We start from the raw sequence: 13862 nt of genomic DNA, 5'->3' as shown, positions 1-13862 counted from the left end.
GACAACCCCGAACCCGGAGTAAGATTTGGGTCTGAACCCACCGCCCCCCGCGACTGCGACTCCCGGCGAAACCCTGCTGGAATTCCACGACAACAGGCTGCTGATCGACCTTTGTGGCCCGCATGACCGCCACCTTGCCCGCATCGAGGAGGCGCTGAAGGTGCATATCCTGCGCCGCGGCAACCTTCTGTCCATCGTCGGCCCCACCGATGCCCAGGCCGAGGCGGCGCAGGTGCTGCGCGGGCTTTACGCGCGGCTGGAACAGGGCCGCCCGGTCGAGGCGGCCGAGGTCGAGGCCGCGCTGCGCATGGGCGTCGAGACCGCGCCCGAAGGCCCGAGCCCGGCCGAGCAGCTGGAAATGTTCCAGACCGGCCCGATCGAGCTGCGCACCCGGAAAAAGACCGTCGAGCCGCGCACCGACGCGCAAAAGGACTATGTCCGCAACCTTTTCGCCAATGAGCTGGCCTTCGGCATCGGCCCGGCCGGCACCGGCAAGACCTATCTGGCCGTCGCGGTCGGCGTCACCATGCTGATCGGCGGCCATGTCGACAAGATCATCCTGTCGCGCCCCGCGGTCGAGGCGGGCGAGCGGCTGGGCTTCCTGCCCGGCGACATGAAGGAGAAGGTCGACCCCTATATGCAGCCGCTCTACGACGCGCTGAACGACTTCCTGCCGGCCAAGCAGCTGCAGAAGCTGATGGAGGAAAAGCGCATCGAGATCGCGCCCCTGGCCTTCATGCGCGGCCGCACGCTCGCCAATGCCTTCGTGGTGCTGGACGAGGCGCAGAACGCCACCACCATGCAGATGAAGATGTTCCTGACCCGGCTGGGCGAGGGCTCGCGCATGGTCGTGACCGGCGACCGCACCCAGATCGACCTGCCGCGCGGCGTGCATTCCGGCCTGACCGACGCCGAGAAGATCCTCAAGGACATCAAGGGCATCAGCTTCAGCTATTTCACCGCCAAGGACGTGGTGCGCCACCACCTGGTCGCCCGCATCATCGAAGCCTATGACGCCGAGGCCGAGGCGGCCTTGGCGCGCGGCGAGGTCTTCGACGAGCGCGGCCAGCGCATCCCCCGGCGCGAGCCGCGCCTGGCCAGCGGAGGCGGCGATGCCTGATCCTGCCCCCGCCGAGCCCGCGCCCGAGGTGGTCGACATCGTGCTGGAGGACGACCGCTGGGAGGACGCGGGCCTGCCCGCCATGGCCGAACGCGCCGCCCGCGCCGTCGGCGACTGGCTGGAGCTGGGCGCATTCCAGGTCGTGGTGCTGGGCTGCGACGATGCCCGCATCGCGACGCTGAACGCCGAGTTCCGCGGCAAGCCCAAGCCCACCAATGTCCTCAGCTGGCCCGCCGTCGAGTTCGACCCGCGCGCACCCGGCGAGCATCCCGAGATCCCCGAGATCGAGGAGCTGGGCGACATCGCCATCTCCTACGACACCTGCCAGCGCGAGGCCGAGGCCCAGGGCAAGCCCTTCGCCGACCACGCCACGCATCTGCTGGTGCATGCCATCCTGCACCTGGCCGGCTATGACCACATCGACGACCAGGACGCCGATACGATGGAAAGCGCCGAGCGGCAGATCCTGGGCAAGCTCGGCATCCCCGATCCCTATCTGGAACACGAGACATGACCAACGACCGAAGTCCCGACACGCCCGTTTCCGCCGACCCCGCCTCATGGGCGGATGGCATCGGCGGGGAGGGGCGTGACCTGCCGCAATCGCGCGGCATTCTGGGGCGCATCCTGGGCGCGTTTTCCGGGGGCGACGAGGGCGAGGCGGCCGAGCGCGCCGAAGCCGCCCCCGCCGGTCCGGCCGGCGCGCCGGGCCTGTTGAACCTGCGGCGGATGCGGGTCGACGACGTGGCGGTGCCCAAGGCCGAGATCGTGGCCGCGCCGGTGAGCGCGACCCTGGCGGACCTGGTCGAGATGTTCCGCGAGCACGGCTTTTCCCGCATCCCGGTGTTTCGCGGCACGCTAGACAGCCCGCTGGGCATGATCCACCTGAAGGATCTGGCGCTGAAATACGGCTTCGGCGCGCAGGTTCCGGTCAAGTTCGCGCTGCGGCCGATGCTGCGGCCGCTGCTCTATGTGCCGCCCTCGATGCCGATCGGGGTGCTGTTGCAGCAGATGCAGCAGAAGCGCATCCACATGGCCATGGTCATCGACGAATATGGCGGCGTGGACGGGCTCGTCACCATCGAGGACCTGATCGAGCAGGTCATCGGCGAGATCGAGGACGAGCATGACGAGATCGAGGGCGGTCTCGCCATTGAGGAAAAGCCCGGGCAATGGCTGGTCCAGGCCCGCGCCGCGCTGGAGGATGTCGAGGCCGAGACCGGGCTGCGCCTGGCCGACGAGGAAGAAGACGAGATCGACACGCTGGGCGGGCTGATCTTCATGCTGACCGGCCGGGTGCCGGTGCGCGGCGAGGTGATCCCGCACGACAGCGGTGCCGAATTCGAGATCGTCGACGCCGACCCGCGCCGCATCAAGCGGGTGCGGCTGCGCCTGCCGCAGGCCGAGGCGCCCGCCGACCCCGCGCCCGACGCGCCCTAGAGCGCGGCGAAGGCCGGGGCATGGCCGATGCGGCTGCCGCTGGGCAGCGCCGGCCCCCGCGCCATCAGATAGGGCCCGGCATAGGGCGAGGCCAGTTCGACCGGGCGAAAGCCGAAGCGGGCGTAATAGGCCGGGTCGCCCTGCACGACGATGCTGTGATCCTGCAAGCCGCGCAGCGCCGCGCCGACCAGGGCGCTGCCGATGCCGCGCCCGCGCAGTGCCGGATGCACCGCCAGCGGCGCCAGCGCGAAGGCCGGCCCGTCGGCGGCCAGGGGCGACAGGGCGACATGGCCGATGATGGTGCCGCCGGATTCGGCCACCAGCGACAGCGACAGGTCTCCGGCCGCGCGCAATCCGGCGACCAGCCGGGCCTCGTCCTCGCCGCCGAAACTGCGGCGCAGCAGCTCGGCGATGCCGGCATGATCCTGCGGCACCTCGGCCCGCAGCCGCGGCAGCGGCGCGCTGCGGGTGAAATCGCGCTCGATATCCTGGCTCTCGCGGCCCCAGCGGCTGTCGCGCAGCCGGTCGCGATGCGCCTGGAAGGCGTCCTCGTCGGCGTAAAGCTCGTCCAGTTCCCAGACCAGCGGGTCGTCGGCCTGGGCGAGGTCGAAGCGCAGGTTGCCCGGCTCGGCCCGGCTCAGCGCGACATGGTCGGTCAGCAGGTCCAGCGCGAGCAGCATCTGCGCGGTATCGGCGCAGATCAGCCGGCCGGTCAGCCGGACCAGGGCCGGCTCCAGCGGGATCGGCTCGCCCGTGGGCAGCGAGGGGGGCGAATGCTTGTGGTCATGTCCGCAGGCGCAACTCATGGCGGGTTCCTGATTCAGATACACGAGGGGCGCGGCACCGGTCGGTTCGGCGGCCAGACGCCGCGCGCGCGCCCCGCTGCAATTGCGGACGCGCGCCCGTCCATCGGGCGACATCCGGCCGGCTTTGTCAATTTCCGAAGCGGGCGGCGGCGTGAATAGAATGTCGCAAATTGTGTCAGGAGCTTGCGCATCGCGCGAGCGGCAAGCCAGGCGGGTATTTGCAGAGCAAAGAAGACCGGGCAAGGCCGCTTTTCACCGTTTTCACAAATACCCGGATCCTGCCGGTGCCCGGTGCGCTCCGCGCCAGGGTTTTTTGCCGGATGCCTTGATGTCCGGGCCGACGCTGGCGGTGAGGCCGGCGCGCTGCCCGGCCGGCTCAGACGGTGTCGAGGTAAAGTTCGACGGTTTCGTCGTCCGAGAGTTCGGCCATGTAATGCAGTTCCTGGCGCTTGGTCATCACGAAATTCTCGATCAGATGCGCCGGAAAGATGCGCCGGATCTGCGGGCAGGCGGCGAAGGCGTCGATGGCGGCGCCCCAGGTCGCCGGCAGCTGCGCCAGGCCCTGTTCATAGGCATTGCCCTGGATCGGCGCCGGCGGGTCGATGCGGTCCTCGATGCCGTTCAGCGCCGCGCCCAGCACCGCCGCGACGCTGAGATAGGGGTTCACGTCGCCGCCGGCCACGCGATGCTCGATCCGGCGCGCCTTGGGGCCGGAGGAGGGGATGCGGATCGCCGAGGTGCGATTCTCATAGGCCCAGCCGATGCCGGTGGGCGCATGGGCATTCGGCACCAGCCGGTCATAGCTGTTCTCATGCGGGGCGAAGACCAGGGTCGAACCGGGCATGGCGGCGAGGCAGCCGGCGACGGCATGGCGCAGCATGTCCGAGCCGGCCTCGCTGCCGTCGTCGAAGACATTGCGGCCCTGCGCGTCCAGCACCGAGAAATGCATATGCATGCCCGAGCCGTTCCACATCTCGTAGGGCTTGGCCATGAAGGAGCCGGCAAAGCCGTATTGCCGCGCCAGCCCCTTGACCAGCAGCTTGAAGAGCCAGGCGTCGTCCGCGGCCTTCAGCGGGTCGGGCTGGTGCATCAGGTTGATCTCGAACTGCCCGGGCGCGGCTTCGGAAATCGCCGTGTCGGCGGGGATGTCCATCGCCTCGCAGGCCTCGTAAAGCGCGGTGAAGAAGCGGTCGAAGGCATCGAGCGCGCGCAGCGACAGGGTTTCCGCCCCGGTGCGGCGCTTGCCGGAACGCGGGCTGGGCGGCACGCGCAGCTGGCCGCCGGAATCGTCGATCAGGAAGAATTCAAGCTCGGTCGCCACCACCGGGGTCAGGCCGGCGGCCTTGTAGCGATCCACGACGCGGGCCAGCGCCTGGCGCGGATCGCCGTCATAGGGCCGGCCGTCCAGGTGGAACATCCACAGCGGCAAGAGGCCGGTCGGTGCCTCGAGCCAGGGCATCGGCATGAAGCCGCGCTCGGTCGGCAGCAGCAGCCCGTCCGGGTCGCCGGCCTGAAAGACCAGCGGGCTGTCTTCGATATCCTCGCCCCAGATGTCCATGTTCAGGACCGAAAAGGGGAATTTCGTCCCCTCGGTCAGGATCTTGTCGGCAAAGCGGGCGGGCATGCGCTTGCCGCGCGGCTGGCCGTTCAGATCGGCCGCGGCCACGCGGATGGTCTTGACCTCGGGATGCTCGCGCAGCCAGTCCATGGATCACCTGATGAGATTGGGCCGGTAGCGCAGCCGCCTGGCCGCGCCCGGCAAATGGCGGTTCAGCCGCCGGTTGACGACCCCGAACAGCCCGATCAGGCACAGGGTCAGAAGGATGAAATAGCCCGCGACGATGGGATAGGCCACGAAGGGGTTGAAGGTCTTGTCGGCGAAATAGCTGGCGTAATAGAGCGCGTCGCCCTGTTGCCGGAAGGCCGGGAAGCCGGAAAAGAACACCAGCGTCGTGGCATGCACCAGGAAGATCGCCTCGTTGGTATAGGCGGGCCACGCGAGGCGCATGGCGGTCGGCCAGACGATGCGGCGATAGCGGCGCCAGCCGGTCATGCCGTAGGCGTCGGCGGCCTCAAGCTCGCCCTTTGGGACGTTGCGCAGCGCGCCATAGAAGATCTCGGCCGAATAGGCGGCGGTGTTGAGCATCAGGACCAAGAGCGCCCCGGCCCAGGCCTTGGTCATCCAGCTGGTCGCGACGGTGATGCCCAGCACGTCGACGCCGGCGCGGGGCAGCTGCACCAGCGCCTCATAGGCGACGAAGAACTGGATGAAGAGCGGGCTGCCGCGAAAGACGAAGATGAACCATTCGGCCGGCTTGCGGAGCCAGGGGTTGCGGCTGAACCTGGCCACCGCCAGCGCATTGGCCAGGAAGAAGCCGAAAAACAGCGCCAGGAAGCCGAAATACAGGTTCCAGATCAGGCCCGAGCCGATCAGCGTCACCTGCTGGCACAGCGTGAAATCCGAACGCGGCAACAGCTTCTCGCCGATGCCGATCGCGCGCAGGGCATAGTCCTGGATGGTTTGCAGACACTGGCTCATGTCGCGGCCTTTCGCATCGCCTCGCCGGCGGCGGTGGCCTGGCCGCGCGACAGCCGCGACCGGATGCGGTCGAAGATCCGCTCGGAGCCCCAGGTCATCAGCAGGTAGAAGACCAGGATGGCGAGGAAGTAGTAGATGCGCCAGTCGGGATGCGGATAGGCATAGGCGCTGGTCTTCGACCCGCCCAGCTCGCGCGCCCAATAGACGATGTCCTCGACGCCCAGAATGAAGAGAAGCGGCGTGGCCTTGACCAGGATCATCCACAGGTTGCCGAGGCCCGGCAGGGCATAGGTCCACATCTGCGGGATCAGGATGCGCCGGCTGACCTGGCGCGGGCTCATGCCATAGGCCTCGGCGGTTTCCAGCTGGGCGCGGGGCACGGCATCCATGGCGCCGCGCAGCACGTTGGCGGCGAAGGCGCCGAAGACGATCGAGAAGGCGATGACCGCCAGGGCGATGCCGTAGAGCTGGTGCACCCAGGCCGGCGAGGTGGAGAGCGGCAGCTTGGCCGCGGCGCAGACCAGGAACTCATTGCCCTGCCGGATCGGTATCGAGGGGTCGCAGAATACCTTGGCGCGCAGCCATTCGAAGCCCTGGTCCAGCGCGATGGGCACGAAAAGGAAGAAGATGATGTCGGGCACGCCGCGCACCATCGAGGTATAGACCTTGCCGAACCAGCGCAGCGGCGCGATGCGCGAGCGTGCCGCCAGCGCGCCGCCGAAGCCGAAGAGCAGCGCCACCGGCGCCGTGATGAGCAAGAGCAGGATCACCGTCCCGAAGGACAAATAGAACAGCACATGCTTGCCCGAGCTGAGATAGCACATCAGCCAGGCCAGCCCTTCGAGTGTTTTCGGATCGGCGCAGGACGCGAACATGGATCACCTGTGGCGCCGCCCGGCACCGGACCGGGCGGCAGAGCGGTTGGGACTTCGGCCGATCAGAAGATCAGCGCCTCTTCGCCATACCATTTCCTGATCATGGCGTTCAGGCTGCCGTCGGCCTTCATCGATTCGATGGCCTTGTCGAACTTGCCCTTCAGCTCGGTATCCGACTTGCGCAGGCCGATGGCGATGCCCTCGCCGACGACCACCTTGTCCTGGCCTTCGATCCAGACCAGCTCGCCATTCGATTCGTTGACCGAGGCAGCCAGGAAGTCGCGGTCGGCAAAGACCGCCTCGGCCTCGCCGTTGCGGACGGCGGCGATGGTTTCCTCGCCCGTCGGGAACTCGACCAGGGTGGCGCCGCTTTCGGCGATATAGCCGGCCTGGATGGTGTTGGTCTGGGCGGCGACCACGCCCTTGATGTCGGCATCCGGGGACAGGGCGGCATAGGCCGACAGCGGCGGCGGGGTGTAGGCTTCGCTGAACTGGATCGCCTTCTTGCGCTCGTCCGAGATGTTCATGCCGGCCATGATCGCGTCGTAGTTCGAGCTGACCAGGTTCGGGATGATCGAATCCCAGTCGTTCTTGACGAAGGTGCATTGCAGTTCGGCCCGCTTGCACAGCTCGTTGCCCAGCTCGATCTCGAATCCGTCGAGCTCGCCCTTGTCGTTGACGAAGTTGTAGGGAGGATAGGCGCCCTCGGTGCCGATGCGCACGTTCTGGGCCATGCCCATGCCCGCCGTCAGGGCCAGTGCGGCAGCGGCTGCAAGCATGATCTTTTTCATTCGAACTTCTCCTGTTGGATTTTATTCGGCCATGGTGGCGCTGAGGAACTGGCGCAGCCGGTCCGAGCGCGGGGCGCCGAACAGCTGCGCCGGCGCGCCCTCTTCCTCGATCCGGCCTTGATGGAGGAAAACCACGTGATCGCTGACATCGGCGGCCAGGCGCATGTCATGGGTGACCAGCAGCATGGTGCGATGTTCGCCGGCCAGGTCCTTGATGACCTTGACGACCTCTTGCTGCAATTCGGGGTCGAGCGCGCTGGTCGGCTCGTCCAGCAGCAGCGCCTTGGGCTCCATGCAAAGCGCGCGGGCGATGGCGGCGCGCTGCTGCTGGCCGCCCGACAGCTGTGCCGGCCAGGCGTCGGCCTTGTCGCCGATACCGACCTTGGCGAGCAGCGCGCGGGCGCGCGCCTCGACCTCGGCCGGGTTGCGGCGCAGCACCTGGACCGGCGCCTCCATGACGTTTTGCAGGATGGTCAGGTGCGACCACAGGTTGAACTGCTGGAACACCATCGACAGGTTGGTGCGCAGCCGCGTGACCTGGGCGCGGTCGGCGGGCGCGCGGGCCATGCCGGTGCCGCGCCATTTCACCGGCTCGCCCTCGAACAGGATCTCGCCTTGCTGGCTGTCCTCGAGCAGGTTGCAGCAGCGCAAGAGCGTGGATTTGCCCGAGCCCGACGAGCCGATCAGGCTGATGACATGGCCGCGCGGCGCGGTCAGGCTGACGCCTTTGAGCACCTCGAGCTGGCCATAGGCCTTGTGCAGCCCGCGGATTTCGATCACGGGGCCGCGGGCGGTTTCGGCCGGGGCCGGGCGGGTCTGGTCTGCGTCGCTCATGCCGGTATGAGGCGATATTTGCCGCGGGATTGCAATGTTTTCATGCTTGGCTTTTCTGGCAGATCGCCGGGCTTCGGCGGCTTTTGCGGCAGATCGCCAAGGCCCGCCGGAATGAGGCGCGGTCAGGAATCCGGCAGCCCGTCGTCGTCCGCGGCGCCAAGGCCAAGCGCATCCAGCGCCGCCTGGCGCGCCATGGCCGAATCGCGGTCGTTGATGCCCAGAAGGCCCGCGACCAGCCGCACCAGCGATTCCTCGTCCGGGCTGCGCCGGCCGTCGGCATAGGCCACCTCCCACATGGCGCCGATGATGGCGTGGCGGTCGTCGAGATCGATGCGGTCCTTGATCGTGCGGGTGAAGCGCACGGTATCCGGGGCCTCGGCCTCGATCATCTCGGCGGCGGCGCGGCGTTCGACCGCCTGGGCGGCGGACAGGCCGTGGCGGCGGGCCAGGATCTGGTCGATACGCTGCTGTTCGGCCGCGCCATAGCGGTCGTCGGCGCGGGCGAGCCGGACCAGAAGCGCCGCGACCGCCACCTCGGCGTCATGGCCGTTCAGGCGGCTGCCATCGAGATCATCGGTGAAAAGTCTGCTGAGAAGGTTGCGAAACATGGGACGATGATAAGGCATTTTTTATGAAGAACAACAAGTTTGAAGGAAATTGTCAGGCGGCTTCCCAGCCCTCGACGATGGCGAGGTCTGCCAGGGCGCAGGGCAGGCGCAGCGCCAGGGCGGCGCGGTATTCCGGGCTGTCATAGCAGGCGCGGGCGGCGGCGAGATCGGGGAATTCGATCACCACGCTGCGCGGGCGCAGGCTGCCCTCGACCACCTCCTGGGCGCCGCCGCGCACCAAGAAGCGGCCGCCATGCGCGGCGAAGGCCGCGGCATTGGCTTGGCGATAGGCCTCATAGGCCAGCGGGTCCTCGACCGTGACGTGACCGATCCAATAGGCTTTCGGCATGCGGCTTCCCCTTGCGTTGCCTGTGGCGCGATGTTGCGCCGCAGCGCCGCGACCGCAAGGGGGTTTCTTGGCTCAATACCGCTGCGGCACGTAAAGTTCGTGCGGCAGGACATCGCGTTCGTAATCGGGATTGAAGACCCGGTCCGGCAGGTGGACCTCTTCATGGGGCACGTCGCCATAGGGGATCTGGCTCAGCAGATGCGCCATGCAGTTCAGCCGCGCCCGCTTCTTGTCGTTGCCGGGCACGATATACCAGGGCGCCTCGGGGATATTGGTGCGCTCCAGCATGTCCTCCTTGGCCTTGGTGTAATCCTCCCAGCGCACGCGGGATTGCAGGTCCATCGGCGACAGCTTCCACTGTTTCAGCGGGTCGTGGATGCGCATCAGGAAGCGCATCTGCTGTTCCTCGTCGGTGATCGAGAACCAGTATTTCACCAGCCGGATGCCCGAGCGCACCAGCATGCGCTCGAATTCGGGCACGTCGTTGAAGAACTGCTCGACCTGGTCCTCGGAGGCAAAGCCCATGACCCGCTCGACCCCGGCGCGGTTGTACCAGCTGCGGTCGAAGAGCACGATCTCGCCCCCGGCCGGCAGGTGCGGCACGTAGCGCTGGAAATACCATTGCGTCTTTTCGCGATCCGAAGGCGCGGGCAGCGCCACGACCCGGGCGACGCGCGGGTTCAGCCGCTGGGTGATGCGCTTGATCGCGCCGCCCTTGCCGGCGCTGTCGCGGCCCTCGAACAGGACCACGACCTTTTCCTTGTGATAGGCGACCCAGTCCTGCAGCCGGATCAGTTCCGATTGCAGCCGCAAGAGTTCGCGGAAATAGTCGGCGCGCGGCATCTGCTCGGGATGGGTGTCGCGGTAGATGCGGGCGATTTCCTGCGACAGCACCGCGTCTTCCAGCTCGATCTCGTAATCCTCGTCGAGCGTGTCCTGAAGCTCGGCCTCGAGCCAGTCCTTGGGGGGATCGTCCTGCATCGCATTCTCCTGCTGTCTTGGGCGCGGTGTAGCCGCGGAATGTGACAGTCCGGTGTCTTGTTTCAGAACAGCCCGGCGCAAGCCCGGATCACGCCGAAGGCGAAGCCGCCGCCGCTGGCCTCGGCCACGGTGCCGCACCAGCGCCCGTCGCCGGAAAACAGGCTCTTGCTGCCCCTGGGGCGATAGGCCACGCGCTTGCCGGTCAGGGTGAAGAGGTTCAGCGTGCCGGCGCCGTTCGGGGCGTAATAGCCCACCGCCGTGCCGTCCGCGGTGAAGATCACCCGCTTTTCGTTTTCCGGATTGCGCGGCGAATTGGCGAAGCTGGCGCCGCTGTTGGCCGAGCTTGCGGCCGAGTTTGCCGCCGCATGGGGCGAATTCGCCTGGCGCGCGGGCTGGTTCTGCGGCGCGCCGGCGCCAAGGTCGAAGGGCAGCCTGGTCTGGTCCAGCAGGAACAGCGGCGCATCGGCCGCAGCGGGCGCGGCGGCGAGGGCCAGGATCAGGGCAAGGGGTTTCCGGGTCAGGCGCATGGTCGGCTCCGTCTGCTGCGCCGATTGTGCGACAGGGGCGGACGGAAGGACAGGGGGGATGCGCGTAATACCGCCCTGAGCCGATGGCTGTCAGGATGACGACAGCAGGATCACCCCCGCGACCAGCACCCCGCACCCGGCCAGACGCCAGGGGCCGACCGTCTCGCGCAGGATCAGCATGCCCATCAGCGCGCCGACCATCATCGACATTTCGCGCATCGGGGCCACCAGGCTCAGCGGTGCGCCGCCCGTCAGGGCCGCCAGCACGAGGATATAGGACAGCGGCTGCAACACGCCCACGCCGATGGCGGTGCGCCAATGGCCCCGCATCGCCGCGACGGCGCGGCGGCGGTCGGCAAGGACCACCGGCAGCAGCAGGAAGACGCGCAGCAGGTTGGTGAACCAGTCCAGCACCACCGGCGCGATGCCAAGCGCCTTGACCGCATAGGCATCGACCACCGTATAGCTGGCGATCAGCCCGCCGGTCGTCACGCCCCAGCGGACGCCGGCCTGGCCTCCGGGCCGGGTGAAGGCGGCCAGCCTGCCCTGGGTGGCGATCAGCAGGATGCCGGCCACGACCAGCGCCAGGCCAAGCAGGCCCATGCCGGTCGGCGTCTCGCCCAGGATCAGGAAGGCCCCGATCGAGGAAAGCATCGGCCCGGTTCCCCGCGCCACCGGATAGACCACCGACAGGTCGGCCACCCGATAGCCGTGTTGCAGGCACAGGCTGTAGCCGAGGTGGATCAGCCCGCTGAGCAGGACGAAGCCCAGCTCGATCCAACGCCAGCCGAGGCCGCCCCGCGCCAGCAGCCAGACCACCCAGGGCGCATAGGCGATGCAGGCGATGATGCTGTAGGCCAGGATGAAGGCCGGCCCGGCCGAGGCGGCGCGCTTGGCCAGCAGGTTCCAGCTGGCATGGATGAAGGATGCAAGAACGACGAGAAGAGCCGAGGCAAGCGTCATGGAGACCCCCTTGTGCGCCGGGATGGCGCGGTTGATCTCGACGTCTCCTCCCCTGGGCTTTTGTCCCTTGGGTGCAGCCGGGAACGCCCCGGTCTCTGCAACGCTCGGTCCTGCGGCCGCTTGCCCGGAACCCTAGTTGCCACTCGGTCGATGTCGCGATCCTAGCCGGTATCGGACAGCGGCCTCAAGGGCCGACCGTCCGCCTTGCCCCCGCATGGAGGCCCCGCGCGTCCCTTTCTCCTTAAACCAGCCGCTCGTTTTCCATCGCGGCGCGGACGAAACCCGCGAACAGCGGCGCCGGCTCGAAGGGTTTCGACTTCAGCTCGGGATGCGATTGCACGCCGATGAACCAGGGGTGGTCGCGGTATTCCACCACCTCGGGCAGCCGGCCGTCCGGCGACATGCCCGAGAAGCACAGGCCCGCCGATTCCAGCTGGTCGCGGTATTTCGCATCGACCTCGTAGCGGTGGCGGTGGCGGTCCTCGATCTCGGTCGCGCCGTCGTAGACCTGCGAGATGCGCGATCCGGGCGTCAGCACGGCGGTATAGGCCCCAAGCCGCATGGTGCCGCCCTTGTCGTCGGAAAGCTTGCGCTGGACCGTGTAATTGCCCTGCACCCATTCCTTGAGGTGATAGACGACAGGGGTGAAGCGGGTCTCGCCGGCCTCGTGGTCGAATTCCTCGGAGCCGGCGTCGGGCATGTCGGCGAGGTTCCTGGCCGCCTCGATCACCGCCATCTGCATGCCCAGGCAGATGCCCAGATAGGGCACCTTCTTCTCGCGCGCATAGCGGGCGGCGGCGACCATGCCCTCGGTGCCGCGCTCGCCGAAGCCGCCGGGGACGATGATGCCGTTGTAGCCGTCCAGCAGATGCGCGCCTTCGCCTTCCAGCTTCTCGCTGTCGACCCAATCGGCCTTGACGCGGACGCGGTTGGCCATGCCGCCATGGGTCAGCGCCTCGGCGATGGATTTATAGGCGTCCTCGAGCTGGGTATATTTGCCGACCACGGCGATCTTGACCCGGCCCTCGGCATTCTCCAGCCGGTCCATCACGTCTTCCCAGCGCGACATGTCCGGGCGGGGCGCCGGGCTGATCTGGAAGGCGTCGAGCACCGCCTGGTCCAGGCCGGCGCGGTGATAGGCCAGCGGCGCCTCGTAGATCGACTTCAGGTCATAGGCCGGGATCACCGCATCGGGGCGGACGTTGCAGAACAGCGCGATCTTGGCGCGTTCCTTTTCCGGGATCGGATGCTCGCTGCGGCAGACCAGCACGTCGGGCTGCAACCCGATGGAGCGCAGCTCCTTGACCGAATGCTGCGTCGGCTTGGTCTTGAGTTCGCCCGAGGCGGCCAGATAGGGCAGCAGCGTCAGGTGCATGAAGATGCAGCGCCCACGCGGGCGGTCCTGGGCGAATTGCCGGATCGCCTCGAAGAAGGGCAGGCCCTCGATATCGCCGACGGTGCCGCCGATCTCGCAGAGCATGAAATCGACCTCATCCTCGCCCACGGCCAGGAAGTCCTTGATCTCGTTGGTGACGTGGGGAATGACCTGGATGGTCTTGCCGAGATAGGCGCCGCGGCGTTCCTTCTCCAGCACGTTGGAATAGATCCGGCCCGAGGAGACCGAGTCAGTCTTGCGGGCCGAGACGCCGGTGAAGCGTTCGTAATGGCCCAGGTCCAGGTCGGTCTCGGCGCCGTCGTCGGTGACGAAGACCTCGCCATGCTCGAAGGGGCTCATCGTGCCCGGGTCGACGTTCAGATAGGGGTCCAGCTTGCGCAGCCGGACGGTATAGCCGCGCGCCTGCAGCAAGGCCCCCAGCGCCGCCGAGGCAAGCCCCTTGCCCAGCGAAGAAACAACGCCGCCGGTAATGAAGATATAGCGCGCCATGGAGGGGCCCCCGTGAGTGAATTCAATAGAAAATCGCGGCCCGAATCTGGGCGGCATCACGGGACTCGAGATATAGCCGAATTGTCCCGCAGCCGCAACGGACCGCCATGTGTTGTAAGGGGCGCCGAGAGCGCCCCAAGGTCT

General features: G+C 67.6%; 15 protein-coding genes. 3 read left to right on the top strand and 12 right to left on the bottom strand.

Annotated elements, in window-relative coordinates:
- Positions 1-25 precede the first annotated feature (25 nt).
- From E3D03_RS03545 to E3D03_RS03535, 3 genes are read left to right on the top strand one after another with little or no spacing between them, the layout of a single operon-like run.
- Positions 26-1120, top strand: a complete 1095-nt coding sequence (locus E3D03_RS03545; RefSeq protein WP_263565842.1) for a PhoH family protein — start codon at positions 26-28, stop codon at positions 1118-1120.
- Positions 1113-1634 carry an rRNA maturation RNase YbeY gene (gene ybeY / locus E3D03_RS03540; protein WP_263565841.1) on the top strand — a complete coding sequence of 174 codons (522 nt, stop codon included), beginning with the start codon at positions 1113-1115 and terminating at the stop codon, positions 1632-1634. The genes E3D03_RS03545 and ybeY overlap by 8 nt, the downstream gene beginning before the upstream one ends.
- Positions 1631-2560: a CBS domain-containing protein gene (locus E3D03_RS03535; RefSeq protein ID WP_082724696.1), complete on the top strand. Its 930-nt coding sequence runs from the start codon at positions 1631-1633 to the stop codon at positions 2558-2560. Before ybeY ends, E3D03_RS03535 begins: the two co-directional genes overlap by 4 nt.
- On the opposite strand, the gene E3D03_RS03530 is transcribed toward E3D03_RS03535, so the two are convergent.
- The 12 genes from E3D03_RS03530 to E3D03_RS03475 form a co-directional block, all read right to left on the bottom strand.
- Positions 2557-3366: a GNAT family N-acetyltransferase gene (locus E3D03_RS03530; protein ID WP_263565840.1), complete on the bottom strand. Its 810-nt coding sequence runs from the start codon at positions 3364-3366 to the stop codon at positions 2557-2559. The genes E3D03_RS03535 and E3D03_RS03530 overlap by 4 nt on opposite strands.
- A 376-nt stretch (positions 3367-3742) precedes the next feature.
- Positions 3743-5074, bottom strand: coding sequence for a glutamine synthetase family protein (locus tag E3D03_RS03525; protein WP_263565839.1), 1332 nt, complete (start codon positions 5072-5074; stop codon positions 3743-3745).
- A 3-nt stretch (positions 5075-5077) separates the two neighbouring features.
- Complete coding sequence (locus E3D03_RS03520; protein ID WP_263565838.1) at positions 5078-5905, bottom strand: ABC transporter permease; 828 nt, start codon at positions 5903-5905, stop codon at positions 5078-5080.
- Complete coding sequence (locus E3D03_RS03515) at positions 5902-6780, bottom strand: ABC transporter permease (RefSeq protein WP_263565837.1); 879 nt, start codon at positions 6778-6780, stop codon at positions 5902-5904. The genes E3D03_RS03520 and E3D03_RS03515 overlap by 4 nt, the downstream gene beginning before the upstream one ends.
- A gap of 62 nt (positions 6781-6842) precedes the next feature.
- Positions 6843-7571, bottom strand: coding sequence for a transporter substrate-binding domain-containing protein (locus E3D03_RS03510; RefSeq protein ID WP_062560517.1), 729 nt, complete (start codon positions 7569-7571; stop codon positions 6843-6845).
- Positions 7572-7592: 21 nt separating this feature from the next.
- Positions 7593-8405, bottom strand: coding sequence for an ABC transporter ATP-binding protein (locus E3D03_RS03505; protein ID WP_062560518.1), 813 nt, complete (start codon positions 8403-8405; stop codon positions 7593-7595).
- 122 nt (positions 8406-8527) lie between these two features.
- The gene (locus E3D03_RS03500; RefSeq protein WP_062560519.1) at positions 8528-9013 is read right to left on the bottom strand and encodes a TerB family tellurite resistance protein; all 486 of its coding nucleotides are present in this window, start codon (positions 9011-9013) and stop codon (positions 8528-8530) included.
- 52 nt (positions 9014-9065) lie between these two features.
- Positions 9066-9362: a DUF1330 domain-containing protein gene (locus tag E3D03_RS03495; protein WP_263565836.1), complete on the bottom strand. Its 297-nt coding sequence runs from the start codon at positions 9360-9362 to the stop codon at positions 9066-9068.
- A gap of 72 nt (positions 9363-9434) precedes the next feature.
- Positions 9435-10343, bottom strand: a complete 909-nt coding sequence (ppk2, locus tag E3D03_RS03490) for a polyphosphate kinase 2 (protein WP_062560521.1) — start codon at positions 10341-10343, stop codon at positions 9435-9437.
- A gap of 62 nt (positions 10344-10405) precedes the next feature.
- A complete protein-coding gene (locus tag E3D03_RS03485; RefSeq protein ID WP_263565835.1) occupies positions 10406-10870 on the bottom strand; it encodes a hypothetical protein in 465 nt (154 codons plus the stop codon).
- A 90-nt stretch (positions 10871-10960) separates the two neighbouring features.
- Positions 10961-11833 (bottom strand): DMT family transporter, encoded by an 873-nt coding sequence (locus E3D03_RS03480; protein WP_263565834.1) that lies wholly within the window; start codon positions 11831-11833, stop codon positions 10961-10963.
- A gap of 241 nt (positions 11834-12074) precedes the next feature.
- Entirely contained in the window at positions 12075-13718 is a 1644-nt protein-coding gene (locus E3D03_RS03475; RefSeq protein WP_263565833.1) for a CTP synthase, read from the bottom strand.
- Positions 13719-13862 lie beyond the last annotated feature (144 nt).

It is taken from the genome of Paracoccus sp. DMF, from assembly GCF_004407025.1.
GTDB classification, from domain to species: domain Bacteria; phylum Pseudomonadota; class Alphaproteobacteria; order Rhodobacterales; family Rhodobacteraceae; genus Paracoccus; species Paracoccus aminovorans_B.
Note: the sequence above shows the minus strand (reverse complement) of the source record. Positions and strands in the feature narration are given on the sequence as shown.

Coding starts and splice junctions, on each gene's coding strand:
- E3D03_RS03485 (WP_263565835.1), bottom strand. CDS start 10,870: ATGCGCCTGACCCGGAAACCCCTTGCCCTGATCCTGGCCCTCGCCGCC.
- ppk2 (WP_062560521.1), bottom strand. CDS start 10,343: ATGCAGGACGATCCCCCCAAGGACTGGCTCGAGGCCGAGCTTCAGGAC.
- E3D03_RS03475 (WP_263565833.1), bottom strand. CDS start 13,718: ATGGCGCGCTATATCTTCATTACCGGCGGCGTTGTTTCTTCGCTGGGC.
- E3D03_RS03505 (WP_062560518.1), bottom strand. CDS start 8,405: ATGAGCGACGCAGACCAGACCCGCCCGGCCCCGGCCGAAACCGCCCGC.
- E3D03_RS03480 (WP_263565834.1), bottom strand. CDS start 11,833: ATGACGCTTGCCTCGGCTCTTCTCGTCGTTCTTGCATCCTTCATCCAT.
- E3D03_RS03495 (WP_263565836.1), bottom strand. CDS start 9,362: ATGCCGAAAGCCTATTGGATCGGTCACGTCACGGTCGAGGACCCGCTG.
- E3D03_RS03515 (WP_263565837.1), bottom strand. CDS start 6,780: ATGTTCGCGTCCTGCGCCGATCCGAAAACACTCGAAGGGCTGGCCTGG.
- E3D03_RS03535 (WP_082724696.1), top strand. CDS start 1,631: ATGACCAACGACCGAAGTCCCGACACGCCCGTTTCCGCCGACCCCGCC.
- E3D03_RS03525 (WP_263565839.1), bottom strand. CDS start 5,074: ATGGACTGGCTGCGCGAGCATCCCGAGGTCAAGACCATCCGCGTGGCC.
- ybeY (WP_263565841.1), top strand. CDS start 1,113: ATGCCTGATCCTGCCCCCGCCGAGCCCGCGCCCGAGGTGGTCGACATC.
- E3D03_RS03530 (WP_263565840.1), bottom strand. CDS start 3,366: ATGAGTTGCGCCTGCGGACATGACCACAAGCATTCGCCCCCCTCGCTG.
- E3D03_RS03510 (WP_062560517.1), bottom strand. CDS start 7,571: ATGAAAAAGATCATGCTTGCAGCCGCTGCCGCACTGGCCCTGACGGCG.
- E3D03_RS03520 (WP_263565838.1), bottom strand. CDS start 5,905: ATGAGCCAGTGTCTGCAAACCATCCAGGACTATGCCCTGCGCGCGATC.
- E3D03_RS03500 (WP_062560519.1), bottom strand. CDS start 9,013: ATGTTTCGCAACCTTCTCAGCAGACTTTTCACCGATGATCTCGATGGC.